The following is a 25,801-nucleotide window of genomic DNA, read 5'->3' on the forward strand; positions in this document are numbered from 1 at the left end:
ATGGCCCGCCGCCTGCCGCTCCTCCTGCTCTTCCTCTTGATCGTGATCACGCCCGTGTCCGCCGCGCGCGCGCAGGCGCAGGCTCCCGACGAGGGCGCTCAGCCGGTCTCGTCCTCCCCGGCGCGGGTGACGTTCTCGTCCTCGGGCGGCGTGTCCGCCGACGGCGCCGAGGACGGCGCCGAGGACCCGCGCCGATCGGGCGCCCTCGCCTACGGAGCTCCCGCCCCGCGCCGGCCCGTCGCGAAGGTCTTCGCCGTGTCCCCCGGCCGGATCCGCGAGGGCGGCAAGCTGTCGCTGGAGGTCCGCGTCGACGAGCCCGGCGTGAAGCGCGTGAGCGCGCGCGTCGTCGTGCTGGACGCCCGGACCGGCGCGGTCGGCGGGCGGTTCTCGCTCGGCCGCGTCCGGACGAACCGCGTCGTGAAGCTGAAGTGGCCCTCGCGCGTGAAGCTGACCGCCGCGACGTACGTCGTGCGACTGCACGTCAAGGACCCCGACGGGGCGACGCTGGCGCGCGCGGCGCGCACCTCCGGCAAGACGGACCTCGTGGTCGTGGAGCGGCCCCGACCGCGCCCGGAGAAACCGCAGCCGGAGCCGCAGGCCGACCCTACCCCTCCGGCGACTGCCGGGGGAACTTTCCCGGTTGCCGGGCCACACACGTTCGGAGGCGATGACAGCCGCTTCGGCGCCGGCCGCCCCGGCCACATTCACCAGGGCCAGGACATCATCGCCGCCGAGGGAACGCCGATCGTCGCGCCCCTCGCCGGGACCGTCGCGTTCGTCGACTTCCAGGCGGGCGGCGCCGGCTACTACGTCGTGCTCAACGCCGACGACGGCCGCTCGTTCTTCTTCGCGCACCTCCAGAAGGGGTCGATCACGGTCGTCGAGGGGCAGCGCGTCGCCCGGGCGTCCATGTTCGGCCGCGTCGGCACGACGGGCTCCTCGAGCGGCCCGCATCTGCACTTCGAGATCTGGCCCGGCGGCTGGCGCGACCACGACGGCACCAGCCCGATCGACCCCCTCCCGCAGCTCCGGACCTGGGACGTCTGACGTCCTCTGTTTGCCGTCGGCCGTCGCCCGGGTAACGAGCGGGTCGGAGGACGGTCCTGGCAGGGGAGCCGTCCGGATCATCAGGACGTCTGGCCACGCGAGCGGCCCCACAACGAGAGCTTGAGTCAGGCCTGACCTGACCGCCCACCGACGTCCCGGAGGGCCGAGACACCCGGAGAACGCCGAGAGGCCGGTCCCTGCGACCGGCCTCTCCGTGCGTCGCCGCGCGGCCCGGCGGCGCTACTCTGGACGCCGCTCGGCGAGATAGCTCAGTTGGTAGAGCACACGACTGAAAATCGTGGTGTCCCCGGTTCGAGTCCGGGTCTCGCCATCGCCTCCGGCGCGTGCGCTTGCGACGCGTGAGCCACCGGCGGTAGCGTTGCGCCGGATGACACGGATGTCCGTCGTCGCGGCGGTGCTCGTCGCCCTGACCGCTCCCGCCGGCGCGTCCGCTGCGACCTACACCGTGACGACGACCGCCGACGACGGTGCGGGGTCGCTTCGTCAGGCGATCATCGCCGCCCAGGCCGGCGGTCCCGACGAGATCGCGTTCGGGCCGGGTGGCCGGGGGACGATCAACATCACGTCCGCGCAGCTGCCCGTGTTGGCCACGGACACCACGGTGACCGGGACCCGGACGGACGGCGTGCCGGACGTCGAGCTGCACTGCGCCTTCGCCGGACCGGGGACCGGGCTGCAGGCCGCCGCCGGCCAGACCGGCGTCGTGATCACGGGACTCAGCATCACCCACTGCACGAACGGCGTCTTCGCGCTGGCGAACAGCGAGCTCGCCCTGCGCGGCTCGTGGATCGGCCGCAGCCGCACCGGCACCACGGACGGCAACACCTCGAACGGGCTGGGTGCGATCGGGGGCGCGAAGCTCGTGGTTGGTGGTCCGGCCGCCGGCGACGGGAACGTCTTCGCCGGCACCGGCGCCACCGCCATCGCCGCCGCCGACCCCGCCGCGGGAACGGTCATCCGGGGGAACACGATCACCGGCTCGGGGCAGAGCGGCCTCGCGCTGACGAACGCCGCCGGCGCCGTGATCCAGGACAACGTCGTGTCCGGGAACACGGAGAACGGCATCAAGCTCACGCGAGGGACGGGCGCCGTCATCAGGGGCAACCGCATCGGCACGGACGCGGCCGGCGCGACCGCGGTCCCGAACGGCTTCCAGGGCGTCAACCTCCTCGGCACGGTCGATGCGACGGTCGGCGGCGCCGGGGCCGGCGAGGGCAACGTCATCGCCGCCGCGCCGGGGGCGGGCCACTGCGGCGTGGCCGTGCAGTACGACGGCGACCTCCCCTCCACCCGGACGGTCATCGCCGGCAACCGCGTCGGCACGACGGCGTCGGGCCTCGCCGCGCTCACGCCCGCCGGCTTCAGCGGGATCTGCGTCCTCAAGGCCGTCGACACGACCATCGGCGGAACGACGCCGGGCAGCGGCAACCTCGTCGGCGGCTTCGCGAACACGGGGATCGGGACCGAATCCGGCGGGACCGGGACGGTGATCCAGGGCAACGTCGTCGGCCTCCGCGCCGACGGCGGCGGACCGCTGCGCAACGAGATCGGCATCGGCATCGACGCCAACTCGGCTGGTCCCGTCATCGGCGGCACCGCCGGCGGCGCCCGCAACGTCGTGAGCGGCAACGGGGAGGGCATCTACGCCGCGGGCCCGGGCACGCGCATCGAAGGCAACCTCGTCGGCCTCGCGCCGGACGGCCGCACCGTCGTCGGCAACGTGCAAGGGATCGTCCTGGATCGAGCGGCGGACGGCCTTCGCGTCGGCAACGGGACGCCGGCCGGCGCGAACGTCATCTCGGGCAACGGCGACACCGGGGTCCTGCTGCGCGGCACGGTCGGCGCGGTCGTCGCGGGCAACGTGATCGGCCGGACGGCGGATGGCGCCGAGTCGCGGCCCAACGGCTTCTACGGCGGCGTGTGGCTCGACACCGGCAAGGGCGGCGTCATCGGCGGCGACGCTCCGGGGGACGCGAACCTCATCGACGGCGGTCTCTTCCCGAGCATCCGCGTCGAGGGAGCGGACCAGCTCGGCACCCGGCTGCTCGGCAACCTGCTGCGCGGCACGCCGGCGAGCGTCGGCATCGACCTCCTGCCTCCCGCCCAGACCGCCAACGACCCGGGCGACGCGGACGCAGGGCCGAACGGCCTCCAGAACGCCCCGGTCCTGACCGCGGCGCGGGCCAACGGCGTCGACGGCACGGTCGCCACCAAGGCCTCGACGCCGGTGCGCGTCCAGCTGTTCTCGGCGTCCGCCGACGGGCGGGAGACCTACGCCCTCCTCGGCGACACCACCGTGACGACGGACGGCGCCGGGAACGCGGCGTTCACGTTCCCGCTGGCCGCCGCCGTGGGGGACTCGCTCGTGGCGACCGCGACGACGGACGACGGCACCTCGGAGCTGTCGGCTCCGGTGCGCGTCTCGGCTCCGCAGCCACCGCCACCGCCACCGCCGGTGTTCGGGCTGAGCAAGCCGCGCTTCAGCGTCGCCGGAACGAGGCTGCGCGTGCGGCTCTCGAACAAGACGACGGCGGCCGCCCGGGTGCGGGTCGGCGCCAAGGACGCGAAGCGGAAGCTGAAGACCGTGACGAAGACGGTTCGGGCGGGCCGGACGACCACGTTCGAGCTGCGGTTGCCCGCGTCGACGCAACGACGGCTCGCCAAGGCGCTGCGCCGCAAGAAGAAGGTCTCCTTCCGGCCGACCGTCAGCGTGAAGAACCTGACGAGCGGGGTCGCGAAGACCTACAAGCCGAAGATCACGGTGAAGCGCCCTAAGAAGAAGCGCCCCTAGCGCTTCTTCCTCAGCGTCACGCGCTTCGACTGCGTCCGGGCGGCGCCGCCCTTCGGCGTGAACGTGACCTTCGCCGAGATCGTCGCCTTGCCGGTCCTCTTGAGCTTCCGCTGACTGGCGCCGCTCGCCCGGATCGTCAGCTTGACGACGGCCGGCGCGGCGACGGCCGTGGTCGCCGCGCGGACGCCCGTGCCCCCGACGGCCAGCGAGCCGGGGTTCGGGACGGTCACCGGCAGCGTCGCGGTTCCCTTCTTCCTGTCGAGGACCACCTTGCCGAAGGTGAAGGTGCTCGTCGGCTCGATGACGGCGTTCATGTCGAGGACGCCGCCGGTGGTCGCCTGCGGCGACTGCTCGGCTCCGCCGTCGATGAGCGGCGGGCTGAACAGCTCGATCACCGAGTTCAACGCCGCCGTCCCCCGGCCGATGCCGATGCTGACCTTGGGCGTGGACGGGATCGTGTCGAGGCCGATGCCGTCGCCGATGGCGATCGGCATCTGCGCCGGGAAGGTCTGGATGCCGTCCGCGTCCCTGAGCGTCGTCGGCTGCGAGCTCGACACGCCCGTGCGGCCGCGCAGCACACGCAGCCGGATGGTCAGGTCGCCGCTCTGGTTCTCGGCCACGACGCCAATGCCGAAGCTCGTGACCACGCCGTTGACCGGCGAGGTCAGGCCGTCGGTGGAGAGCCCGTCCTCCGGCGCGAGGCTCGCCTGGCGAAGCGTGCAGGTCGGGGAGCACGACAGCTCGCCGGGCGTCCCCGTCCCGAGCACGTGCCCGATGGTGACCGACGCCCCGGCGGGGCTCGGTGCCGCGAAGGCGGCCAGCAGCACGACGAAAGGCAACGACTTCGTGACCGGTCTCACGATCGCCGAACATACCTGAGCCGGCTCCGGCGCGGGAGAGGGTTCAGTCGTGCGCCATCTCGTCGATGCAGACCGCGGTGGCGAGGATGAGCGCGTCGTCCTCTCCGGGCGCGATCTCGATCCCGTACGTGTCGCGCAGGCGGAACCAGCGCTTGGAGACCTCGGCGATCTTCCGGCCGTCGCGCTCGATCTCGTACTCGTGGTCGACGATGTTGCCCTTGGCGCTCAGCTCGCCGCCGTCGGCGGTCTCGATCGCGAAGCGCTGGCGCAGCGGGCTCACGAGCGCCTTGCGGACCGTCGCCTTCGTGTCCCCGTCGCGCTCCACCTGCATGGTGTCGCGGATCCGGAGCTTCTTCTCCTGGATCTTGAAGAGCTCCTCGCCCGACGGGCCCTCCATCACGAAGGTGCTGCGAAGGCGGAGCGCCTTGCCGTTGACCTTGAACGCCCGCCGGCCGTCGTCGGTCTCGATCCAGAAGTCGTCGCCGATGGAGAACAGCCTCTCGTGCATCTGGTACTTGGTGCCGCCGAGGTCGTCGTGTCTGCGCAGAAGGCCCATGCCCCGATCCTCCTCGCGGCGGCCCCGGCGCGCGAGGGTGCACGCACCCGTCTTCCTCCGCTCAGGCGAGGAACTCGGCGAGCGCGGGCGCGGTGGCCTTCGCCTTGACCATGTGCGTCTGCCCGGCGAGCGTCTCGAGCGTGCCGTTGGGGACCGCCGCGGCGATCGCCGCCTGTGCGTTGCGCATGTACTCCGGGCTCTTCCCGCCCGCGATGACGAGCGTGTCCTGCTCGACGTCGTCGTAGCACCCGGGCGGCAGCGGCTCGCCCTGCTGGCGACCGACCACGAGCGAGAGGTCGTACGGCAGCGTGTGCGCGACGGCGGTCATCTTCTTCCACGCCGGCATCACGTGCATCAGCCCGATGAAGGGGGCCGGAACGCCCACGATGCGCATGAAGGTCCTGACCGCCTCGCCGCGCCGGCCGCGCTCGACCAAGCCGGCGAGGCGCTGCGGGAGGTCGATGGGGTTGGGCGCGTGCGTGCCGTCGACGATGAACGGCGCCTCGTACACCGCGAGGCGGTCGATGGCGACACCGCGCTGCGCCGCCTCGAGGCACAGCGCGCCGCCGGACGAGGCGCCGAACGCGTGCGCGCGTCCGCCGGCGGCGTCGATGACCGCCTCGAGGTCCTCGATCTCGCGCTCGAGCGACCAGGGGGTCGCGCCGGCGCCGCTCTCGCCTCGACCCCGGCGGTCGTAGGCGAACACTGTGAAGCGATCTTCCAGCGCGTCGGCGAGTCCTGCCGACACGCCCATCGTGCGATGGCACAGCGCGCCTTCGACGATGACGAGCGCGGGGCCGGTCCCGCGGGCCTCGTACGCGATCCGCGTGCCGTCGGCCGACGTCGCGAATTGGGTCCCGGTGGTGGTGGGTGAAGTCAGGGTGCTCATGTCCCTACGTCGGGCGGCCATCGTCTTCTTCTACATCGTCCTGCGAGATCTCCGCCGCGCGGCGCAGCAGCAGCCGGCGCTCCGCCTCGTTGCGCGACAGCGCCGCCGCTTCGTCGAAGGCGGCGGCGGCGCCGGCCCGGTCTCCCGCGGCCAGGAGGAGGTCGCCACGGACCGCGCCCGGCAACGACGTGCCGGCCAGCGCCGCGTCGCCCGCGACCGCGTCCAGGATCCGCAGCCCCGCCTCGGGCCCGTGGGCGCGGCCGTGGGCGACCGCGCGGTTCACCTCCACCACCGGGCTCGGGTAGGCCTCCGCGATGACGTCGTAGAGCTCCGCGATGCGGACCCAGTCGGTGTCCTCCGCCCGCCGCGCGCGTGCGTGGCACGCGGCGATCGCGGCCTGCAGCACGTAGGGCCCGACGGCGCGGCCGGTCGCCTCCGCACGGTCGAGCGCCGCGAGTCCGCGCCGGACCAGCAGCCAGTCCCAGCGGCGCCGGTCCTGCTGCTCGATCAGGACCGCTTCGCCATCGTCGCTGCGCCGCGCGCGCATGCGTGAGGCCTGGATCTCGAGCAGCGCCTGCAGGCCGTGCACCTCCGGCTCGTCCGGCATGAGCGTCGCCAGCAGCCGCGCGAGTCGCAGCGCCTCCAGGCACAACTCAGGGCGCATCCAGTTGTCGCCGGAGGTGGCCGCGTACCCCTCGTTGAAGATCAGGTAGATCACGGCCATCACGTCGGCCAGCCGCGCCTCGCGCTCCTCGCCCTGAGGCACCTCGAACGTGGCGCCCGCCTGCCCCAGCGTCGCCTTCGCGCGCGAGATCCGCTGGCCCATCGTCTTCTCGCGCACGAGGAACCCGTTCGCGATCTCGGTCGTCGTCAGGCCGCCCACGAGGCGGAGCGTGAGCGCCGCCCGTGACTCGGGGCTGAGCGCCGGATGGCACGTGAGGAACATGAGCCGGAGCACGTCGTCCTCGATGTAGTCGACGGCGCCGGTCAGATCGGCCTCGCGCGTGTCCTCCCGCAGATCGGCGGCCATGGACTCCGCCTCGCGGCGCGCGACGGCGTCGCGGCGGAACCGGTCGATCGCGCGCCGCTTGGCGACCGTCATCAGCCACGCCGCGGGGTTGGAGGGGATGCCCTCGCGCGGCCACTGGCTCAGTGCCGCGACGAGAGCATCCTGCGCGAGGTCCTCCGCGAGCCCGACGTCGCCGGTCACTCGCGTCAGCGCCGCGATCAGGCGCGGCGACTCATGGCGCCAGGCGGCGGTGACGGCCGCCTGCGCGTCGGCCGTCAACCGTCCGGACCACCGGAGATCGGGCGCACCTCGACCGAGCCCTCCCAGCCGGGCCAGTGCTCCTTGTGGAGCTCGATGACGCGCCGCGCGCCCTCGACGGCCTCCTCGTGGGAGCGCGCCTCCAGGATCGAGTACCCGCCGGCGACCTCGACCGCCTCGGTCCACGGGCCGTTGGTGGTGATCACCTCGCCACCCGACAGCCGGATCTCGGTCGCCTGCGCCGAACCGCCCAAGCCGCCGGCGTCGATCATCGACCCGGCCGCGAACGCGGCGCCCATCTCCTCGCCCATCGCTCGCTGCAGCGCCTCCGGGGCGGGCCCGACGTCCTCGCGCATCTTCACGAACACCATGTACCGCATGTGGATCGCTCCTTCTGTGGATCGTCTTCATCCACACGTCGGATGATGACCGCCGCCTTCTACAGCAGCTCCGTACGACCAGTGGCCCGACTGGGGACCCACGGGCGCGAGGCGACGGCGTGCGGATGAGGCTTCGGGACGTCAGCAACCGAGGAGGCGCGCATGTCCGTCACCGCCCAAGCCACAGCGATCCGTCCGTTCCGGGTCGAGATGCCGGAGGAGGAGCTCGACGATCTGCGCCGCCGCGTCTCGTCCGCGCGCTGGCCGTCCCGCGAGATCGTCGGGGATCGCTCGCGGGGCGTGCAGCTGGCGACGCTGCAGGCGCTCGCCGGGTGCTGGACGACCGAGTACGACTGGCGGGCGTGCGAGGCGCGGCTGAACGCGCTGCCGCAGTTCCGGACCGAGATCGACGGCGTCGAGATCCACTTCATCCACGTCAGGTCGCGGCACGAGAACGCGCTGCCGCTGATCATGACCCACGGCTGGCCCGGCTCGGTCATCGAGCTGCTCGACTCCATCGGCCCGCTGACCGATCCGACGGCGCACGGCGGCACGGCCGACGACGCGTTCCACCTCGTCCTGCCCTCGTTGCCCGGCTACGGCTTCTCGGGCGAGCCGTCCGAGCTCGGCTGGGAGTCCGGCCGCATCGCGCTCGCGTGGGCGGAGCTGATGCGCCGCCTCGGCTACAGGCGGTACGTCGCCCAGGGCGGCGACATCGGCGCCTCGGTCACGGACGCCATGGGCCGCCAGGGACCGGAGGAACTGGCCGGCATCCACGTCAGCCTGCTCGCCGGAGCGCTCGGCATCAAGGACGCCCTGCCGGCGAACACCGATGAGGAACGCAAGGCGCTCGAGGCGCTCACCACGTTCATGACCGACGGCTTCGGCTACTTCCTCGAGCAGTCGACCCGCCCGCAGACGATCGGCTACTCGCTGGTCGACTCGCCCGTCGGGCTCGCGGCCTGGCTGCTCGACCACGACACCGACAGCTACTACAAGATCTCGCGCGCGTTCGTCGAGGACGCCCCTGTCGGCAACCTCACGCGAAACACGCTCCTCGACAACATCACGCTGTACTGGCTGACGGGCACCGGCGCCTCGGCGGCGGGGTGGTACTGGGAGTTCGGGCGGTTCCTGGCCGAAGTGGCCGCCTCGGGCCAGGCGCCTCCGCCGGTGAGGGTCCCGGTCGCCTTCACGACGTTCCCCGGCGAGATCTGGGCCGCCCCGCGCAGCTGGGCCGAGACCGTCTACCCCGGCCTCGCGTACTTCAACGAGGTCGACCGCGGCGGCCACTTCGCCGCCTGGGAGGAGCCCGAGCTGTTCGCCACCGAGCTTCGCGCCGCCTTCCGCTCGCTGCGCTGAACGCGTCGCCGCCGGCCACTAGGAATCGGGGGGCGAGCGTGGGAGGCTTGCCGCCATGCCCTCGCGCTCGCCGGCCCCGGCCGGGCGCCGGCGTTCCGGACCGGCGCGGGCATGAGCCTGCTCGGTCGAAGAGACGAGTGCGCCGCGCTCGACGGCCTGATCGCGGACGTCCGCCGCGGCGAGAGCAGATCGCTGGTCGTGCGGGGCGAGGCCGGCATCGGGAAGACGGCGCTGCTCGGGCATCTCGTCGAGGCCGCCGACGACATGCGGGTCGTGCGGGCCACCGGCGTCAAGTCGGAGATGGAGCTCGCCTACGCGAGCCTGTATCAGCTCTGCGGGCCGCTGCTCGGGCGGCTCGGGGACATCCCGGCTCCGCAGCGCGACGCCCTTCGCATCGTCTTCGGCTTGAGCGCGGGACCTGCGCCGGACCGCTTCCTCGTCGGCCTGGCCGTGCTCAGCCTCGTCTCCGAGGTGGCCGAGCACCGTCCCCTGCTGTGCGTCGTGGACGACGCGCAGTGGCTCGACCGGACCTCGGCGCTCACGCTCGCGTTCGTCGCTCGCCGGCTGCTGGCCGAACCGGTGGGGCTCGTGTTCGCGGCGCGCGACCATGGCGAGGAGCTGCGGCACATCCCGGCGCTCGAGGTGCGCGGGCTGGTCAACGGCGACGCTCGCGCGCTGCTGAGCTCGGCCGTCCGGTTCCCGCTGGACGAGCGAGTCCGTGACCGGTTCATCGCCGAGACGCGCGGGAACCCGCTCGCGCTGGTGGAGCTGCCGCGCGGGCTGACGCCGACCGAGCTGGCCGGCGGGTTCGGGATGCCGGAAGCGCACGACCTCTCGAAGCGGATCGAGGACAGCTACGCCCGGCGGCTCGAGGCGCTCCCCGAGGAGGCGCGACGCCTGCTGCTGGTCGCCTCCTCCGAGCCGGTGGGCGATCCGCTTGTGCTGCAGCGCGCGTGCGACCGGCTCGGGATCGCGCTCTCCGCGGTCCATGCGACCGACGGGCTGCTCGCCGTGCAGGAGACCGTGACGTTCCGCCATCCGCTCGCGCGCTCGGCCGTGTACCGCTCCGCCAGCCAGCCGGAGCGGCGGGCGGCCCACCTCGCGCTGGCGCAGGCGACGGACGTGGACGTCGACCCGGATCGCCGCGCCTGGCATCTGGCCGCGGCGGCCGCCGGGCCCGACGAGGACGTGGCGCGCGAGCTCGAGCTCTCGGCCGGCCGCGCGGAGGCGCGCGGCGGCCAGGCCGCCGCCGCCGCGTTCCTGCAGCGTGCGGTCGCGTTGACGAGCGACCCCGCGCGGCGCGCCGACCGTGCGTTGACGGCCGCCCGGGCGAGCCTGGGCGCGGGAGCGTTCGACGCTTCGCGCCGGCTGCTGGGCATCGCCGCGGCCGGGCCGCTCGACGAGCTCGGGCGAGCGCGCATCGATCTGCTCCGGGCCGAGATCGTCTTCGCACAGCGCCGCGGGGGCGACGCCCCGCTGCTGCTCCTCCGAGCCGCGACGCGGCTCGAGCCGCTCGACGTGCGCCTCTCACGCAACACGTACCTCGATGCCTGGGGCGCGGCGCTGTTCGCGGGCCACCTCGCCGATCCCGGCGGCCACCTGCTCGACGTCTGCCGCGCAGCGGCCGCCGCTCCCGCTGCGCCGGACGGCGCGCTGCCGCGCGACCTGCTGCTCGACGGCCTGGCGCTGATCTTCACCGACGGCGTGCGTGCGGCGACGCCGGTGCTGCAGCGCGCGATCGCCGCGTTCGCGACGGGCGAGGCGTCGGCGGAGGAGGTGCTCCGGTGGGGCTGGATCGCGGCCCGGGCGGCGATCTGGCTGTGGGACTACGACAACGGCCTCGAGATCCCCGCGCGGGCGGTCCGGCTCGCGCGTGACCACGGCGCGCTCGAGGTGCTCGCCGTGGCGAACAACGTGTGCGGGCAGGCCGCCGTGTGGGGCGGCGACTTCGAGTTCGGCGCGCTGATGGTGGCCGAGGTCGAGGCGGTCAAGGAGGCGACCGGCAGCCGCATCGGCCCGTACGCCGCGATCTCGCTCGTCGGGCTCCGCGGCCGCGAGACCGAGGCCGCGGAGCTGATCGACGCGGTCATCGAGGGAGCCGCCGCGGCCGGCCAGGGAACCGCGGTCCAGTACGCGCACTGGGCGAAGTCCGTCCTCATGAACGGCCTCGGTCGCTACGAGGAGGCCTTGGAGGCGGCCGCCGAGGCCAGCGCGCAGCTCCCGCAGATCTTCATCGCGTCTTGGGCGCTCGGCGAGCTGGTCGAGGCGGCTGCCCGGACCGGCAACGCCGAGCAGGCGCGCAACGCGGTCGCGCGGCTCGGCGAGCAGACGAAGGCCACGGATGCCCACTGGGCGCGCGGGATCCACGCCCATGCGCGCGCGCTGGTGAGCGAGGGCGAAGCCGCGGAGCGTTCGTACCGCGAGGCCATCGACCGCCTGAGGCGCACGCGGCTGCGGCCGAACCTCGCACGGGCGCATCTGCTCTACGGCGAGTGGCTGCGCCGAGAACACCGCCGCGTCGATGCGCGCAAGCAGCTGCGGACCGCGCACGACATGCTGAACGAGATCGGGATGGAGGCCTTCGCCGAGCGCGCGCGGGTCGAGCTGCTCGCCACCGGGGAGCGGGTCCGCAAGCGAACGGCGGAGACGCGCGACGACCTGACGCCGCAGGAGCGGCAGATCGCGCGGCTCGCCCGCGACGGGCTGTCGAACCCGGAGATCGGAGCGCAGCTGTTCCTCAGCCCGCGCACGATCGAGTGGCACCTGCGCAAGGTCTTCGCCAAGCTCGGGATCCGGTCCCGGCACGAGCTGTCCGACGCGCTGCCGGGCTCCGCATCCGAGCTCGCGCCGGCGTGAGCGCCGCGGACCTTCCCCCGAGCGAGGTTGCCAACTGACGTTCGGTCAGTTCGCGGGTTGCTCTCCCGCCCGATGTGGGGATCTCGGTCACAGCACCTCTACCTCAGAAGGAGCCTGTCCCATGGCTGCAGGAACCACAGGAACCACCCGGGGCCACGACCCCGTCACCGCTGGTCGCGGCGTGCGGCAGCACCGCCGTCTCAGTACTGAGACCAAGGCCGCGTTCAAGACCACCGAGTTCTTCGCGTACCTCGCGGTCCTCGTCGGCATCCTCATCGCCGGCCAGGTCGTCGACTCCTCCGACGCCGGCGGCTACGGCGCTCGTCAGGTCTGGCTGTACGCGACCATCCTCACCGTCGGCTACATGATCAGCCGCGGGCTCGCCAAGTCGGGGAGCCGCGATCCGTATGACGCCGACGACGACCGCGGCCGGTAGCACGTGGGTCTGATCACCTACCTGATCCTGCTCGCGATCACCGGCCTCGTGGTCGGTGCGCTCGCGCGCCTCGCGCTGCCCGGCCGCGACCCGATGAGCCTCTTCCAGACGATGCTCGTCGGCGTCGCCGGCTCGTTCGTCGCCGGCCTGATCGCGATGGCGCTGTTCGACGGCCGCCCGCGCGGCGGGCTCGTGCTGTCGGTCGCCGTCGCGACGCTGTTCGTGTGGCTCATCCGCCGCTCGCGCGAGCGCGCCGGGCACGGCTACGGCCACCGCGATCCACGCGCCCGCTACGGCGGGCGCCGGCGCGGCTTCGGTCTCTAGCGCAGCTCCGTAGTCAGCCCCCCTCGGTAGGCACGGAACCCCCGATGCCCGCGCAGGCCACGGCGGGATCCTCGGTGGGTCACCGAGCCCGAGGGGGGCGATCAGATGAAGCGCGTCGTCGTCGACCACTACGGCGGACCCGAGGTCCTCAAGGTCGTGGAGGACGAGGAGCCGCGACCGGGCCCCGGGGAAGTGCTCGTCCGCGTTCTCGCGGCCGGTGTGTCCCACCGAGGACTTCGTGGCGCGCGTGCGCGAGATGACCGCCGGCGAAGGCGTCGACGTCGTGCTCGACGGGTTCGGCGGGCCGCTGTCGATCCGCTCCTTCCGCGCGCTTCGGCCCGGCGGCAGGCTCGTCCTGTACGGCCATTCGGGCACGGTCGCGAACGGCCGGAAGAGCTGGCGCGGATGGATCGAGTGGTACGCGACGACCGCCGCGGTCGCGCTGTGGAGCCTGGTGCCGCCCCGGCGGCAGCTGCTGGCCTACCGGGTCCAGAAGCTGCGCGAGGGCCACCAGGTGCTGCCCGTCAGCGGCTTCGGCCGACCGCTTCCGGTGGGCGGCGGCCCGCGCAACCCCGAGTGGTTCAGGGAGGACTTCAGCGCGCTGCTCGAGCTGCTCCGCCAGGGCAAGATCCATCCGGTCGTCGCGGAGCGCCTGCCGCTGTCCGAGGTACGCCACGCGCACGAGCTGCTGGAGAGCTCGGCGGACAAGGGGAAGCTCGTGCTCGTGCCGTAGAAGCCGGTGCGGCGGGTTCAGGCCGGGACGAGGCGCTGCGTCGGGACCTTCGCGCGGTACTCGCTCGGCACCACGCCGAACTCGCTCCGGAACGCCTTCGCGAACTGGCCGGCCTCCTCGTAGCCGACGCGCCTGGCGACCGTGGCCACCGGCAGGTCGCTCTCGAGGAGGAGCTCGGCGGCGCGCGTCATGCGCACGCGGCGGACGTACGTGCGGAACGACGTCCCCGCCAGCTCCGCGAAGCACCGCTGGAGCTGCCGGCGCGAGGTGGCGATCTGATGGGCGATGTCATCGAGCGCGAGGGGCATGGCGTACTCGGCGTCGATGATCGCCTGCGCTTCGCGCAGGAGGGTGCGCCGGTGGCTCAACGTGGAGGCTCGATGTTCCATCCCTGAAGCCCAGTTACCCGGCGAGGGAGAAGCGATGCAGGCAACCTCCCTATGGGGTTGGCCGTGAGCCTCGGCCCCTCGCAGTGGTCAGGAGCGCTCCCGCGCGGCGGCGATCGCCGCGCAGAGGCGCTCGCGCGCGTCGAGCTCGGTCGTGACCGGCTCGACGACGCGGGCCTCGGCCACCTCGGCGACGCGGGCGTCGAGCCGGCGTCGAGCGGTGCGGGCTCGGCGGCGCGCTCCGGCGCCGTTGAGCAGACGGGCGATGAACGCGACGAGCAGCGAGGCGAGCGTGCCGCCGACCGCGAGCAGCGTCGGCACGGCGACGCCCTCGAGGTCGGGCGTCGGGACGAAGTCCTCGACCCGCAGCCAGCCGAGCGCGGCGAGCGCGAGGAGCCAGACGACCCCGATGAGCGTTACGGCGAGCAGCGCCCGCTGCAGCGCCCCGGCGACCGGCCACCAGCGCGGCGCGCCCGTGCCGAGGTCGACCTCGCCGAGGCTCGCGGTGAGCTCCTCGACCGCGCGATCCTCCTCGCGCGTCGCCGCGTCGCGGACGGTCTGCGGCCACGGGTGCGGCAGCCCGTCCGAAGCCGCGTCGGCGAGCGCGCGCGTCGCCGTGGTGACGCCCGCGCGCTGGACCGCCGTCGGCGCGGGGATCGACGGCCGCGCGGCCGCGCCCTCCGGCGACGGCTGGTCAAGCCGCAGGCGGCGCAGCGGATCGGGCCGCAGGCGGCGCACCCATCGTCCGGCCGGCCATCCCGTGGCGAGCGCGCCGCGGCGCCGGTGGGCACGATCGACGGCGTCGACGACCGCCGGGACGCCGCACGCCTCGCCGAGCGCCCTCACCAGGCGTGTGCGGTCGGCCGGTTGAACGCCCCGCGCGCGCCCGCTCGCGCCGCACGAGCTGCCCAGCGCCTCCGCGGCCGCGCCGACGTCGGCGGCAAGACGCTCGACCGCCGCGGTCCGCGCGGCGGCGCGGCGCTCGATCGCCGTGCGCAGCCCGTCGAGGCCCTCGCCGGTCAGCGCGGACACCGCGTGCACCGGGACGTCGTCGAGGCCGTCGGCCCGGAGCATCCGCGCCAGGTCGTCGGTCAACCGGCGTGAGCCCTCGGCGCCCAGCGTGTCGACCTGGTTGAGGACGACCTCCATGACGCCGGCGTGGCCGGTCAGCCGCCGCAGGTACCGCTCATGCCACGCGGCATCGGCGTACTTCTGCGGGTCGACGACCCAGACGAGGAGATCGGCGAGCGCGATGACGCGCTCCACCTCGGCGCGGTTCGCCCGTTCGACCGAGTCGAAGTCGGGCAGGTCGAGGAGCACGAGCGGCGCGCCATCCGCTGAGCCGGCGCTGTGGCGCCGCGGCACCTCGAGCCAGTCGAGCAGCGCATCGGGCGTGGTGCCCCAGACCGCGGCGGTCGAGGTCGACGTCGTGGGGCGGCGCCGGCCGGCGGTCACGACGTCCTCGCCGGCGAGTGCGTTGAAGAGCGTCGACTTGCCGGCGCCCGTCGGGCCCGCGAGCGCGACGACCGTCGCCTCGACGCCGAGCCCGAGACGCGCGCCCGCGCGCGCGATCACCGCGTCGGCGGCGTCGACCGCCTCGTCGGCGGCGCGCCCCCGAGCCAGCTGCGCGGCCTCGCGCAGCGCCTCCAGGCGCCGGTCGAGACCTTCCGCGGACGTCCCGCCGCGGCGGCGCAGCGTGATGCTCATCGCAGCGCCTGCGTCGCGGCGGCGAGCCGGTCGGCGCTTCCGGCGGGCGGCAGCTGGCGCTCCAGCGGCCCGCGGTAGCGCTCGGCCTCGTGGTCGTAGAGCCGCGCGACGCGGTCGAGCAGGTTCTCCCGCGCACGGGCGGCGAGCGTCCGGATCGCCTGGTCCCCGAAGATCGCCTCGAGGAGCCGCTGGCTGACGGCGGACGTGCCGCCGGCGACGACGAGCTCCGCGCCGGTCAGCCCGCCCGTGCTGGCGAAGACGGCGATCATGACGGCCAGGCCCGCGCCGTTGACGCCGAGGGACGCCAGCCGCGCGGTGGTGCGCTTGCCCGCCGCCTCGGCGCGCACGAGCTCGAAGACGTCGCCCTGCCAGGCGCGCGCGAGGTCGGCGACCTCGGCCTCGAGCGCCGCGGACGCGCGATCGGCGCGGTCGACGTCCTCGAGCAGCGCGCGTCCGGCGGGCTCCGCGCGCCAGGCGCGGGCGATGCGCTCGGCGGCGCGGTCGGCCTCGGCATGCACGAGCGCCTCGACGCCGTTCTCCACCGCCGTCCGCAGCTCGGCGTCCGCGCGCGGCACGCCGGTCAGCAGTTCCCTCAGCCGGTCGCGCGCGCGGCCGACGCGCGACTCGATCGACCGCATCAGGTCGCCCGTGCCCACGACGTCGTGCCAGCGGGCGAGGACCTCGCCGCGCAGCAGGGAGCCGTTCCTGACCGCTTCGCCCACCTCCTCCTGCGCGTGGTGGTACGACCCGTCGACTGCCGCGGCGAGCGCGTGGCCCGCTGCCTCCTGCTCGGCGACCGCGTCGCGGACGACGCCGACGCGCCGTTCGAGGCTGTCGAGCGAGCCGGTGAGCGTGCGGCGGACGACCTCCGCGCGCGACCGCGCATCGGCCGCGAGCCCGTCGAGGAACGCCCGCACCGGCTCGAGATCCGCCGCCGGGAGCAGGCCGTCCGCGAGCGTGGTCTCGCGGACGACGAGCACGCGCGTGTCGCCGAGCCCGCGCTCGGCGAGCATCGCGTGCAGGTGCGGCTCTATCTCGCCGACCGCATCCGGCGGCACCCGGTCGAGGACGAGCGACAGCGACGTGCCGCGATCGCGGGCCGCGTGCAGGAGGTCCCACGGCACGGCGTCGGCGTACCGGGCGGCCGTGGTCACGAACAGCCAGGCGTCGGCGGCGGCGAGCAGCTTGCGCGCCAGCGAGCGGTTGGCCTCGACGACCGAGTCGATGTCCGGTGCGTCGAGCAGCGCGACGCCCGGAGGCACGCGGTCGGTGGGAACGAGCTGGAGGCCGCCGGGCCCGGCGGGACCGCCCGTCGTCCGCGCCAGGCCGGGGAGCACGCGGTCGTCCTCGAACCAGCGCACGTCGCCGGGATGGCACGCGAGCACCGGTGCGCGCGTCGTGGGGCGCAGGACGCCGGCGCTGCTCACCTCGTGCCCCACGAGGCTGTTGACGAGGGTCGACTTGCCGGCGCCGGTCGAACCGCCGACGACCATGAGCAGAGGAGCGTCGACGTTGCGCAGCCGCGGCAGGAGGTAGTCGTCGACCTGGCCGGCGACCTCGTCGCGCATCGCCCGCCCCTCCGCCGCGCCGGGCGTGGTCAGCGCGAGGTCGAGCGTGACCAGCTCGTCCCTCAGGGCCGTGAGCGCCGCGACGGCGGAGACGATGTCAGCGGTGCCCGCCACGGGACCGGTCTTCCCCGGCACGGGCGGCGTCAGTCGACGCGCTCGGATCGGGCCGCCAGTACCGTGGCGCGCCATGCCGCGCCGCCTCCTGCCGCTCGCCACGCTGCTCGCCGCCTCGATGCTCGGCCCCACGGCAGCGCCGGCGGCGACGAAGCCGATGAAGCTCAGCGTCGTCGTGACGAAGGAGGGCGAGCGGGATCCGTCGGCGGCGGGGTTCGACATCTGCGTCACGCGGAAGAGCCGGCCCACGCTGTCGGATCTGCGGCACTGCGCCCGAGTCCGGTCGGGGCGGGCCCGGCTCGGGCAGATGGCCGGCACCGGATCGTGGCGGGTCGTCGCGCGGCGGAACCGGAAGGTCGCCGCCGTCATGCGCGGGCGCCACCAGGCGTTCCCGGATCTCACGCTGACGCTGTTCTGGGACGTGCCGTTCCGCTGAACAGCGCCGTCGCGCGGTCGAGCTCGGCCGGCGCGACGAGGCCTTCGAGGGCGGCGCGGGCGCGGCCCACCTCGCGTTCGGCCTCGTCGGGCGCGCCGGCCTCGAGCGCGAGCTCGGCGAGCGTGAGGTGGCCGCGCGCGAGCTCGTACGGCGCGCGCATCCGGCTCCAGAGGTCGACCGCGTCCTCGACGTTCCAGCGCGCGGAGTCCGTCTCCCCGCGGGCGCGGGCGACGAGGCCGCGGGAGAACCGCAGGGCGGCGCGCAGCTGCGCGGTGCCGGCGGTGTTCGCGAGGTCCTCGAGCTCCTGCACCGCGGTCTCGGCGGCGGCGACGTCGCCGAGGGCGAGGTGGATGCGCGTCTCGAGCTCGAGGCCGGACGCGCGGCCGAGGCGCTCGCCGGGCGGCAGCGCGCGCAGGTGGCGCGCGGCGAGCGAGCGGGCGGCCGCGGGATCGCCGCGGTCGAGCGCGATCTCGGCGAGGCAGAGCAGGGCGGCGGAGTGCCAGGCGATCCGCTCGCACAGCTCGGTGGCCTCGTCGAGCCGGCCCTGGCGGCGGCGCAGCTCGGCGAGCCGGATGATCCCCTCGAAGACCAGCGCGGGGGCGCCGCGCTCGAAGGCCTGCGCGGCGAGCTGCAGCTCGGCCTCGGCGTCGGTCCACTGGCCGCGCCGGATCAGCACCGACGCGTAGTGAGAGCGGCAGAAGCCGAAGAGCTGCGGCACGCTCGCCAGCTCGCCGAGGCCGCTCAGCGTCTCGCACCACTGCGCCGCGCGCTCGACGTCGTGAACGCGCTCGCACGCGTAGATCATGTGGCAGCAGATCGCGCCCGCGAACGGCAGGCCGGACAGCTCGCCGGCCGCCGCGGCGGCCGTCGCCTGGTCGAGGTCGCGCATGCCCTCGCGGATCTCGCCGGCCGCCACGCGCGCGAGCCCGATGAGCGAGAGCGCGAGCATCTCGAGGTCCATCACGCCGTGGCGCCGGCCGATCTCGAGCGCGCGCGCCGCGTGCTCCGCCGCCCCGGCGGTGTCGCCGTACGCGACGAGCACGACCTCGCCCTCGAGGAACGCGAGCCAGCCGTGCTCGACCGCGTCGTCGTCGTCGCGCAGCAGCCGGTGGGCGTGCGCGAACCACCCCTGCGCCACCGCGTCGTCGCCGCGGAACACGACCGTGTCGTACGCCAGCCACGCCGCTGCGCGCGCCGCCGAGCGGGCGTCGCCGCGCGCGCGGTAGGCGCGGAACGCGCGCGCCCGCGCGTCGAGGCTCGCGTCGCCCTCGCCGAGGAAGCGCGTCGCCTGCGCGAACCCTTCGAGCGCCTCCGCGCTCTCGCCCGCATCGAGGGCGAGCGAGAAGGCATTGCGCGCGTCGTCCCACGCGCCGCGGCCGAGGGCCTCGAAGCCGGCGGCGAGGTCCGGGTGGGGCCCGGCGGAGAGGCCGGAGCCGGCGACGCCGTCATGGTCGTGGCCGGCGGCGGGAGGCCGCTCGAGCGACGGGTCCTGCCGGAGGACCCGGCTCTCGAGCTCGCGCATCTCGGCGGACGGCTCGAGCCCGAGGTCGTCGTCGAGCCGGCGGCGGAACGCCTGGTAGACGGCGAGCGCGTCGGCGTGCCGCCCGGACCGGTAGAGCGCGAGCATCGACTGGCGGTGCAGCCGCTCGCGCAGCGGGAGGCGCGCGACCTCGCCGGCGAGCTCGCCCACCAGCTCGGTGTGCCGGCCGCGCAGCAGGTCCGCTTCGATGCGGTCCTCGAGGCAGGTGAGGCGCAGCTCCTCCAGGCGGCGGCGCTCGACGACCGCGAACGGCTCGTCGAACTCGCCGAGCGCGTCGCCGCGCCACAGCGCGAGCGCCTCGCGCAGCTGCGACGCCGCGGTGTCCGCCTCGCCCGCCTCGAGCGCCGCCCGCCCCAGCCGCCGCAGCCGGTCGAAGCGGCAGACGTCGATCGCGTCCTCGTCGGCCTCGGCGAGATAGCCGGGCGGACGCGTGACGAGCAGCCCGGCCGGCAGCCGCTTGCGTAGCTGCGAGACGAGGATCTGCACCATCTTCGCGGCCGAGTCGGGAGCGTCCTCGCCCCACAGGTCCTCGACGAGCCGGTCGACCGCGACGCTGCGGTTCGGCGACACGAGCAGCCGGGCCAGGAGGGCGCGCTGCTTGAGACCGCCGAGGCCGATCGGGCCGTCCTCGTCGAGCACCTCGAGCGGGCCGAGCAGGCGGAACTCCATGCGCCCGAGCGACGCTACCAGCCGCCCGGGCACCCCATCTACGCGCGCCCGTGCGACAGCCCGACGTCGGGCAGCAGCCGGTCGAGCCAGCGCGGCATCCACCACGCCCGCGCTCCGAGGAGGCGCAGCGCGACGGGCTGGAGGAGCAGCCGGATCAGCGTCGCGTCGAGCAGCACCGCGACGGCGAGGATCACGCCCATCTCGCGTGGCGCGATCGGCCCCGACAGCGCGAAGGTCAGGAACACGACGACCATCACCGCGGCCGCCGCGTTGATCACCCGGCCGGTGCCGGTCAGCCCCTCGACCAGCGCGTGGCGCTCGTCGCGGGTGCGGTCGTGGACCTCCTTGACCGACGAGAGCAGGAACACCGTGTAGTCCATCGCCAGCGCGAAGATGAGCGCGAAGAAGAAGATCGGCGCCCACGCGTCGACGAACCCCTGCGCGTGCCAGCCGAGCAGCCCGTCGATCGCTCCCTCCTGGAACACGAGCCGCGCGACGCCGAACGCGGCCGCGGTGGCGAGCACGCTCATCGCGACGGCCGCCGCCGCAGCAAGCGGCGCACGCAGGAGCACGAGCAGCAGGAGGAACCCGAGTCCGAGCGCCACGCCGACCACGACGGGCAGCCGCGCGAGGAGCGCCCGTTCGAGGTCGTGCGTCTCCGCCGCCGGCCCGCCGACGAGCGCGCGGCTCGGGAGCTCCGCGCGCAGACGGTCGATCGTCGCGCCGAGGTCGTCCTCGCCGGGCGTCGCGGTGAGAAGCACTTCGCTGCGGCCGAAGGGTTCCGCGGTGCTCACCGCGGCGATGCCGGGATCGGCGGCCAGGACCGCGCGGGCGCGGACGGCGTCCCGCTCGTCGGTGACCACCTGCAGCGCATCGGAGGCGCCGGGGCCGAAGCCGCGCTCGAGCAGCGCCTGCCCCTCGCGGGCGTCGGCGCCCGCCGGCAGCTGCTCGGCGGCCGGCATCCCCGTCTTCAGCCCGAGCGCCGGGACGGCGAGGAGGAGCAGGATCGCCCCGGCGACTAGACCGCAGCGCAGCGGATGCGCCCAGATGCGGTGGCCCCACGCGGCGAACCGCTCGCTCCGATGCTCGATCGCGCCGCGCATCCGCAGGCGGCCGCCGTTGATCCGGTGCCCGAGCCGCGACAGCACCGCGGGCAGCAGCGTCAGCGTCGCGGCCAGGACCATGACCACCGCGAGCCCGATCCCGGAGGGGACCGTGCGGAACGCCGGCACCGGCACGAGCGTCAGCGCGAGCAGCGCGGCCAGCACGGTCAGGCCGCTCACCAGGACCGCCTTGCCGGCGGTCGCCATCGTCGCCACCGTCGCCTCGCGCGGATCGAGGCCGGCCGAGAGCGCCGCACGGAACCGCACCACGATGAACAGCGCGTAGTCGATCCCGAGCGCGATCGCGAACATCATCGCGAAGTTCATCGCCCAGATCGAGACGTCCGCCAACTGCCCGGCGACGAACAGCAGCCCGCCGGCGCCCATCAGCCCCGCCATTGTGAGCAGCACCGGCAGCCCGGCGGCGACGAGCGTCCCGAACGCGAGCAGCAGCAGGCCGAGCGTCAACGGCCACGACAGCATCTCGGACCGCAGCATCGCCGCCTTGTTCGACTCGTTGAAGTCCGCCCACATCGCCGCGGGCCCGGTGAGGCGGACCGTGACGCCGGGGGCCGACAGCCGCCCCAGGCGATCGGAGAGCCGTCCGGCCGCGTCGACCATCTCGTTCGCGTCGCCGCCCGCGAGCCCGGTGACCACGACCGTCCGCTCGCCGCGCGCCTCGACGCCGGCGACGGCGGGATCGGCGCTCAGCACCTCCTCGACGCGCGGCACGGCGGAGCGGACCGCGGCCGGGTCCCCGGCGACGACCGCTGACAGCGCGTAGCTGCCGCGCTCGCCGAGCGCGTGCCGCGCGGCGACCGACTCGGACCCCGTCGCCTCCCACCCGGCGCCGGACAGCGCTCGGTCGGCGAACGGAGCGAGCGTGCCGAGGCACACGACGACGGCGCACCAGGCGACGACGATCGCGCGCCGGTGATCGGCGGCCCAGCCGCCGAGGCGGCCGAGACGGTTCCGCGAGGGAACGGAGATGGGGGTGCGAAGCGGCATGCCGCGAGTCCACCGCGGCGCAGTTGCATGCCGGTAGGACGCCGGTAAAAGCGCTTCGCACGGGGAGCGATGCCGCAATTTGCGTACTTCCGCCGCTCTGCGCCTTCGCACAGCGGACGCGATGGGACAGACTGCTCGCGACCCACCAAGTCGCCCGTCAGGAGGTGGTTCGATGACCGATCGGCTCTCGACCCTCGACGCGTCGTTCCTCGCCGTGGAGCGCCCGACCGCGCACATGCACGTCGGGTGGAAGGCGTACTTCGCCGCGCCCCGGGACGGCGGCGCACCTCCCTCGTTCGAGGACCTGCGCGAGCACATCGGCGGGCGCATCGGCGCGGCGCCCCGGTACCGGCAACGCCTGGCGGGCGTACCGCTCGACGTCCACAACCCCGTGTGGATCGACGACCCGGACTTCGACGTCGCGCGCCATGTGCTTCCCGCGCCCGACGTGCCGGTGGACGAGCTCGTCGACGCCGTGATGTCGGAGCCGCTTCGCCGCGACCGGCCGCTGTGGGAGATGTGGGTGGCCCATCTCGACGGCGGGCGGATGGCGATGGTGGGCAAGGCGCACCACTGCATGGTCGACGGCATCGCCGCGGTCGAGCTGACGTCGATGCTGCTCGACGCCTCGCCGGAGGGCGACGAGCGGCCGCCCGCCGGCGACGCGGCGCCGGCCGGCCCGCCGTCGTCGCTCGGCGTGCTCGCCGGAGCGGTGCGCGACCGCGTCGCCGAGCCGGTCCGCCTGGCACGCAAGGGCGCGGGCCTCCTGCTCGACGGCAGGCGCGTCGCCGGCGCGGCCGTGGAGCTCGAGCGCGCGCTGCGCGCGCTGACCGGAGCGCTGCGCCCGACGCCGCCGCACCCGCTGCTCAACCGCCCGTCCTCGCCGTACCGCCACCTCGCCGCCGTCGACCGGCCGCTGGACGACCTGCGCCGGGCCAAGCGCCGTCACGAGGTGACGATCAACGACGTCCTGCTGGCCGCGGTGGCGGGCGCGCTGCGCGCGTTCCTGCTCGAGCGCGGCGAGCAGCCGGCGCCGCTGAAGGCGATGGTGCCGGTCAACGTGCGCGACGATGGCGCGGGCGGCCTCGGCAACCGCATCTCGTTCGTCTTCGTCGGCCTGCCCTGCGACGAGCCGGACCGGGCGGCGCGGCTCGACGACGTCGCGACGCAGATGCGCCGGCACAAGGACGAGGGCGATTCCGAGGGCGCGAAGGCGGCGGTCGACGCCGCGGGCGTGCTGCCGCGCTTCCTCCAGAACGCGGTCGCGCAGGTGCTCGCCAGCCCGCACGTCTCGAACCTCGTCGTGTCGAACGTGCCCGGCCCGGCGGTGCCGCTCTACCTCCGCGGCTGCAGGCTGGAGTCCGCGTACCCGATCGTCCCGCTCGCCGACGCCCACGCGCTGTCGATCGGGATGATGAGCGTCGCCGACCGCGCCTGCTTCGGCCTGTACGCCGACCGCCGCACGCTGCCGGACGCCGACCGCTTCGCCGACCACCTGGACGCCGAGCTCGACGCGCTGCTCGCATAGCCGGCCGCGGCGCCGGTAGTGTCGTCTCATGAGGGCGACGACAGCGCTCCTGGCCGCCGCGCTCGGGACGCTCGCGCTGACCGGAACCACGCAGGCGGCTGCGCCCGCCGACCCGCGCGGGATCACCGCCGGACCGGACGGGGCGATGTGGTTCGCCGAGACCGCGGGCAACCGCATCGGCCGGATCGCGGCGGACGGGACGATCACCGAGTTCCCGCTGCCCGCGAGCTCGAACCCGCTCAACATCACGACCGGCCCCGACGGCGCGCTGTGGTTCACGCAGCCGGCCGTGGACCGGATCGGCCGCATCACCACGGACGGCGCGGTGACGAGCTTCGCGGTCCCGGGCGCCGGCAGCACGCCGTGGGACATCGCCACCGGACCGGACGGCCGGCTCTGGTTCACCCAGCTCGGCTCCAGCCAGATCGGCGCGATCACCACCGCCGGCACGCTGACGGAGTTCCCGCTGCCCGCCGACCGCGAGCCCTGGGGGATCACGAACGGACCCGCCGCCGACGGCAACGTGTGGTTCACCGAGCGCCGCGGGGACCGGATCGGGCGCATCACGCCGGCGGGCGCGCTGACCGAGTTCGTCGTGCCCGGCGTCGGCAGCTGGCCGACGGGCATCACGTCCGCCGCCGGCATCGGGACCCTCTTCTTCACGGAGTCGGGCTCGGACGAGATCGGCTTCATCACGACCGCGGGCGTCATCACGAACGAGTTCGCCATCGCCGGCGTCGGCCCGAAGGGCCCGATGGACATCGTCGTCGGCCCGGAGGGCCTCCTGCACTTCACGATGGAGGGCAGCGACGAGATCGGCCGCCTCGGCACCGCGGGCGGCGTCGTCCTGCGCGCGCAGATCCTGCCCGGCGCCCCGCTCGGCATCGCGGCCGACGCGGGCGGCGTGTGGGTCACCATGCCGTCGTACGACACGATCGGGCGGATCACGACGGCGCAGGCGAAGTCGACCTTCCAGATCCCCGGCCCGGCCGGCCCGGCCGGCGCCACCGGACCTGCCGGCGCGACGGGTCCGGCGGGTCCCACGGGACCGGCGGGCGCGACCGGCCCGGCGGGAACGAGCCGCATCGGGTTCGTCGTGTTCAACCCGCCGAAGAGCGTCAGGCGCGGCCGCACCGCGCGCGTCCGCTTCGTCATCACCGACGCCGCCAACGTGCGGCTGTCGGTCCGCCGGATCGCCGCGGGGGCGAAGGCGCGCGTCGTCTCGCGGAGATCCGTGAGGCCCGGCGTGCGGACCCTGACCTGGAACGGGCGGCTCGCCGGGCGCCGCGCGGCGAAGGGCCGCTACCGCCTGACCGTCACCGCGACGCGGGACGGCCAGACGGCTTCGCGGAGCTTCACGCTGCGGGTGCGCTAGGGGCAGGTCACCCGCGGGTTGTAGTCCGCGAACATGCCCGCGGGGTTGTGCTTCCACAGCCAGGCGTGCAGCTCGTAGAACGGCGGGAGGCCGTACCGGTTGCCGGCCTCGACGAGCTCGAACTCGTGGCCGAACAGCTCCGGCGGCGCGTCGTGCGCGGCGTCCCAGGCGTCCTGGAAGACGACGTACTCGGCGGCGACGAGGCGCAGCCGGCCGTTGGGCTCCGGCTCGTAGACGACGAGCTCCGGCGTCAGGGCGTTCACCTGGCCGTCGGCGACGAGTCCGCCGTTGACGAAGTGGATGCCCATCCCGCCTTCGCCGGCTTTGTCGATGCACGCGATGCCGGCGGCGTCGGTGAGCAGGCCGTAGCCGGGATGCCCGTTGTGGAAGCGGGCGGTGGCGGCACGTGCGGCGTCGACCGACGGCGAGCCGGCGGAGGCGGTCGCGACGGCGCTGCCCGCAAGCAGCGCGGCTACGGCGGCGGCGATGGCAAGACGGCGCGCGGACATCACGCGGCGACGGCCAGGGCGACCGGGTCGGGGCGGACGACGACCGTGTCGACGACCGGCACGATCTCGTCGACGGGGAGCACGGCGGCCGCCGCGTGGCGGCGGATCGCCTCGGGGCTCTCGGCCTCGTAGAGGCAGTGCGTGCCGACTTCGCCGGACTCCTCCCAGAGGACGTAGGAGCGGATCCAGCGGACGCCCGAGCCGGGCGCGTCGCCGGCCTCGGTGGAGCGGACGGCCGCGCGCTGGAGCTCGTCCAGCGAGGTGAAGCCGTTGCGGCGGATGATCGCGTAGAGCTGCATGGCGGCGACGCTACGTCCGGCCCGGTGCGGTGCCATC

At 74.5% G+C, this 25,801-nt stretch carries 22 protein-coding genes and 1 tRNA gene; 11 read left to right on the forward strand and 12 right to left on the reverse strand.

Annotated elements, in window-relative coordinates; translation table 11 throughout:
* The 3 genes from AC1UE4_RS15450 (at window position 1) to AC1UE4_RS15460 (ending at window position 3,859) form a co-directional block, all read left to right on the forward strand.
* On the forward strand, window positions 1–1,047 hold the full coding sequence (locus AC1UE4_RS15450) for a M23 family metallopeptidase (protein WP_482918128.1): 1,047 nt from the start codon (window positions 1–3) through the stop codon (window positions 1,045–1,047).
* A gap of 258 nt (window positions 1,048–1,305) precedes the next feature.
* A tRNA-Phe gene (locus tag AC1UE4_RS15455) sits at window positions 1,306–1,378 on the forward strand.
* A 57-nt stretch (window positions 1,379–1,435) separates the two neighbouring features.
* Window positions 1,436–3,859 (forward strand): beta strand repeat-containing protein, encoded by a 2,424-nt coding sequence (locus AC1UE4_RS15460; RefSeq protein ID WP_482918129.1) that lies wholly within the window; start codon window positions 1,436–1,438, stop codon window positions 3,857–3,859.
* Here AC1UE4_RS15460 and AC1UE4_RS15465 read toward each other — a convergent pair.
* From AC1UE4_RS15465 to AC1UE4_RS15485, 5 genes are all read right to left on the reverse strand, one after another.
* The gene (locus tag AC1UE4_RS15465; RefSeq protein WP_482918130.1) at window positions 3,856–4,719 is read right to left on the reverse strand and encodes a hypothetical protein; all 864 of its coding nucleotides are present in this window, start codon (window positions 4,717–4,719) and stop codon (window positions 3,856–3,858) included. The two genes, AC1UE4_RS15460 and AC1UE4_RS15465, sit on opposite strands and share 4 nt — an antisense overlap.
* 43 nt (window positions 4,720–4,762) lie before the next feature.
* A complete protein-coding gene (locus AC1UE4_RS15470) occupies window positions 4,763–5,275 on the reverse strand; it encodes an LURP-one-related/scramblase family protein (RefSeq protein WP_482918131.1) in 513 nt (170 codons plus the stop codon).
* A gap of 61 nt (window positions 5,276–5,336) precedes the next feature.
* Complete coding sequence (locus AC1UE4_RS15475) at window positions 5,337–6,164, reverse strand: alpha/beta fold hydrolase (protein ID WP_482918132.1); 828 nt, start codon at window positions 6,162–6,164, stop codon at window positions 5,337–5,339.
* Between the two features lie 4 nt (window positions 6,165–6,168).
* Window positions 6,169–7,452: an RNA polymerase sigma factor gene (locus tag AC1UE4_RS15480; protein WP_482918133.1), complete on the reverse strand. Its 1,284-nt coding sequence runs from the start codon at window positions 7,450–7,452 to the stop codon at window positions 6,169–6,171.
* On the reverse strand, window positions 7,449–7,811 hold the full coding sequence (locus AC1UE4_RS15485) for a YciI family protein (protein WP_482918134.1): 363 nt from the start codon (window positions 7,809–7,811) through the stop codon (window positions 7,449–7,451). The genes AC1UE4_RS15480 and AC1UE4_RS15485 overlap by 4 nt, the downstream gene beginning before the upstream one ends.
* A 162-nt stretch (window positions 7,812–7,973) precedes the next feature.
* On the opposite strand from AC1UE4_RS15485, the gene AC1UE4_RS15490 reads away from it, so the two are divergent.
* From AC1UE4_RS15490 to AC1UE4_RS15510, 5 genes are all read left to right on the forward strand, one after another.
* Window positions 7,974–9,173, forward strand: coding sequence for an epoxide hydrolase family protein (locus tag AC1UE4_RS15490; RefSeq protein ID WP_482918135.1), 1,200 nt, complete (start codon window positions 7,974–7,976; stop codon window positions 9,171–9,173).
* Window positions 9,174–9,284: 111 nt separating this feature from the next.
* Window positions 9,285–12,029 carry an ATP-binding protein gene (locus tag AC1UE4_RS15495; protein WP_482918136.1) on the forward strand — a complete coding sequence of 915 codons (2,745 nt, stop codon included), beginning with the start codon at window positions 9,285–9,287 and terminating at the stop codon, window positions 12,027–12,029.
* A 181-nt stretch (window positions 12,030–12,210) separates the two neighbouring features.
* On the forward strand, window positions 12,211–12,465 hold the full coding sequence (locus AC1UE4_RS15500; RefSeq protein WP_482918137.1) for a hypothetical protein: 255 nt from the start codon (window positions 12,211–12,213) through the stop codon (window positions 12,463–12,465).
* Window positions 12,466–12,468: 3 nt separating this feature from the next.
* A complete protein-coding gene (locus AC1UE4_RS15505) occupies window positions 12,469–12,789 on the forward strand; it encodes a GlsB/YeaQ/YmgE family stress response membrane protein (RefSeq protein WP_482918138.1) in 321 nt (106 codons plus the stop codon).
* 217 nt (window positions 12,790–13,006) lie between these two features.
* The gene (locus AC1UE4_RS15510) at window positions 13,007–13,522 is read left to right on the forward strand and encodes a zinc-binding dehydrogenase (protein WP_482918139.1); all 516 of its coding nucleotides are present in this window, start codon (window positions 13,007–13,009) and stop codon (window positions 13,520–13,522) included.
* 17 nt (window positions 13,523–13,539) lie between these two features.
* On the opposite strand, the gene AC1UE4_RS15515 is transcribed toward AC1UE4_RS15510, so the two are convergent.
* From AC1UE4_RS15515 to AC1UE4_RS15525, 3 genes are all read right to left on the reverse strand, one after another.
* Window positions 13,540–13,890: a helix-turn-helix transcriptional regulator gene (locus AC1UE4_RS15515; protein ID WP_482918140.1), complete on the reverse strand. Its 351-nt coding sequence runs from the start codon at window positions 13,888–13,890 to the stop codon at window positions 13,540–13,542.
* Between the two features lie 108 nt (window positions 13,891–13,998).
* On the reverse strand, window positions 13,999–15,615 hold the full coding sequence (locus tag AC1UE4_RS15520) for a GTPase (RefSeq protein WP_482918141.1): 1,617 nt from the start codon (window positions 15,613–15,615) through the stop codon (window positions 13,999–14,001).
* Entirely contained in the window at window positions 15,612–17,297 is a 1,686-nt protein-coding gene (locus tag AC1UE4_RS15525) for a GTPase family protein (RefSeq protein ID WP_482918142.1), read from the reverse strand. The genes AC1UE4_RS15520 and AC1UE4_RS15525 overlap by 4 nt, the downstream gene beginning before the upstream one ends.
* A 73-nt stretch (window positions 17,298–17,370) precedes the next feature.
* On the opposite strand from AC1UE4_RS15525, the gene AC1UE4_RS15530 reads away from it, so the two are divergent.
* The gene (locus tag AC1UE4_RS15530; RefSeq protein WP_482918143.1) at window positions 17,371–17,733 is read left to right on the forward strand and encodes a hypothetical protein; all 363 of its coding nucleotides are present in this window, start codon (window positions 17,371–17,373) and stop codon (window positions 17,731–17,733) included.
* Here the strand turns inward: AC1UE4_RS15530 and AC1UE4_RS15535 are convergent.
* Window positions 17,696–19,942, reverse strand: coding sequence for an AfsR/SARP family transcriptional regulator (locus tag AC1UE4_RS15535; protein ID WP_482918144.1), 2,247 nt, complete (start codon window positions 19,940–19,942; stop codon window positions 17,696–17,698). The two genes, AC1UE4_RS15530 and AC1UE4_RS15535, sit on opposite strands and share 38 nt — an antisense overlap.
* Before the next feature lie 38 nt (window positions 19,943–19,980).
* Complete coding sequence (locus AC1UE4_RS15540; RefSeq protein ID WP_482918145.1) at window positions 19,981–22,053, reverse strand: MMPL family transporter; 2,073 nt, start codon at window positions 22,051–22,053, stop codon at window positions 19,981–19,983.
* 172 nt (window positions 22,054–22,225) lie between these two features.
* Here AC1UE4_RS15540 and AC1UE4_RS15545 point away from each other — a divergent pair, with 172 nt between their 5' ends.
* Together AC1UE4_RS15545 and AC1UE4_RS15550 are read left to right on the forward strand one after the other, a co-directional pair.
* Window positions 22,226–23,581 (forward strand): wax ester/triacylglycerol synthase family O-acyltransferase, encoded by a 1,356-nt coding sequence (locus tag AC1UE4_RS15545; RefSeq protein WP_482918146.1) that lies wholly within the window; start codon window positions 22,226–22,228, stop codon window positions 23,579–23,581.
* Window positions 23,582–23,609: 28 nt separating this feature from the next.
* Complete coding sequence (locus AC1UE4_RS15550) at window positions 23,610–24,956, forward strand: Vgb family protein (RefSeq protein ID WP_482918147.1); 1,347 nt, start codon at window positions 23,610–23,612, stop codon at window positions 24,954–24,956.
* Here AC1UE4_RS15550 and AC1UE4_RS15555 read toward each other — a convergent pair.
* Complete coding sequence (locus tag AC1UE4_RS15555) at window positions 24,953–25,465, reverse strand: hypothetical protein (RefSeq protein WP_482918148.1); 513 nt, start codon at window positions 25,463–25,465, stop codon at window positions 24,953–24,955. The two genes, AC1UE4_RS15550 and AC1UE4_RS15555, sit on opposite strands and share 4 nt — an antisense overlap.
* Window positions 25,465–25,764 carry a nickel-binding protein gene (locus AC1UE4_RS15560; protein WP_482918149.1) on the reverse strand — a complete coding sequence of 100 codons (300 nt, stop codon included), beginning with the start codon at window positions 25,762–25,764 and terminating at the stop codon, window positions 25,465–25,467. Before AC1UE4_RS15560 ends, AC1UE4_RS15555 begins: the two co-directional genes overlap by 1 nt.
* Window positions 25,765–25,801 lie beyond the last annotated feature (37 nt).

The organism is Parviterribacter kavangonensis, assembly GCF_056863335.1.

Bases quoted from the DNA above. Each gene is read 5' to 3' on its own strand.
- AC1UE4_RS15495 (WP_482918136.1), top strand. From the start codon at position 9,285: ATGAGCCTGCTCGGTCGAAGAGACGAGTGCGCCGCGCTCGACGGCCTG.
- AC1UE4_RS15540 (WP_482918145.1), bottom strand. From the start codon at position 22,053: ATGCCGCTTCGCACCCCCATCTCCGTTCCCTCGCGGAACCGTCTCGGC.
- AC1UE4_RS15450 (WP_482918128.1), top strand. From the start codon at position 1: ATGGCCCGCCGCCTGCCGCTCCTCCTGCTCTTCCTCTTGATCGTGATC.
- AC1UE4_RS15555 (WP_482918148.1), bottom strand. From the start codon at position 25,465: ATGTCCGCGCGCCGTCTTGCCATCGCCGCCGCCGTAGCCGCGCTGCTT.
- AC1UE4_RS15470 (WP_482918131.1), bottom strand. From the start codon at position 5,275: ATGGGCCTTCTGCGCAGACACGACGACCTCGGCGGCACCAAGTACCAG.
- AC1UE4_RS15475 (WP_482918132.1), bottom strand. From the start codon at position 6,164: ATGAGCACCCTGACTTCACCCACCACCACCGGGACCCAATTCGCGACG.
- AC1UE4_RS15520 (WP_482918141.1), bottom strand. From the start codon at position 15,615: ATGAGCATCACGCTGCGCCGCCGCGGCGGGACGTCCGCGGAAGGTCTC.
- AC1UE4_RS15530 (WP_482918143.1), top strand. From the start codon at position 17,371: ATGCCGCGCCGCCTCCTGCCGCTCGCCACGCTGCTCGCCGCCTCGATG.
- AC1UE4_RS15545 (WP_482918146.1), top strand. From the start codon at position 22,226: ATGACCGATCGGCTCTCGACCCTCGACGCGTCGTTCCTCGCCGTGGAG.
- AC1UE4_RS15560 (WP_482918149.1), bottom strand. From the start codon at position 25,764: ATGCAGCTCTACGCGATCATCCGCCGCAACGGCTTCACCTCGCTGGAC.
- AC1UE4_RS15460 (WP_482918129.1), top strand. From the start codon at position 1,436: ATGACACGGATGTCCGTCGTCGCGGCGGTGCTCGTCGCCCTGACCGCT.
- AC1UE4_RS15485 (WP_482918134.1), bottom strand. From the start codon at position 7,811: ATGCGGTACATGGTGTTCGTGAAGATGCGCGAGGACGTCGGGCCCGCC.
- AC1UE4_RS15535 (WP_482918144.1), bottom strand. From the start codon at position 19,942: ATGGAGTTCCGCCTGCTCGGCCCGCTCGAGGTGCTCGACGAGGACGGC.
- AC1UE4_RS15550 (WP_482918147.1), top strand. From the start codon at position 23,610: ATGAGGGCGACGACAGCGCTCCTGGCCGCCGCGCTCGGGACGCTCGCG.
- AC1UE4_RS15490 (WP_482918135.1), top strand. From the start codon at position 7,974: ATGTCCGTCACCGCCCAAGCCACAGCGATCCGTCCGTTCCGGGTCGAG.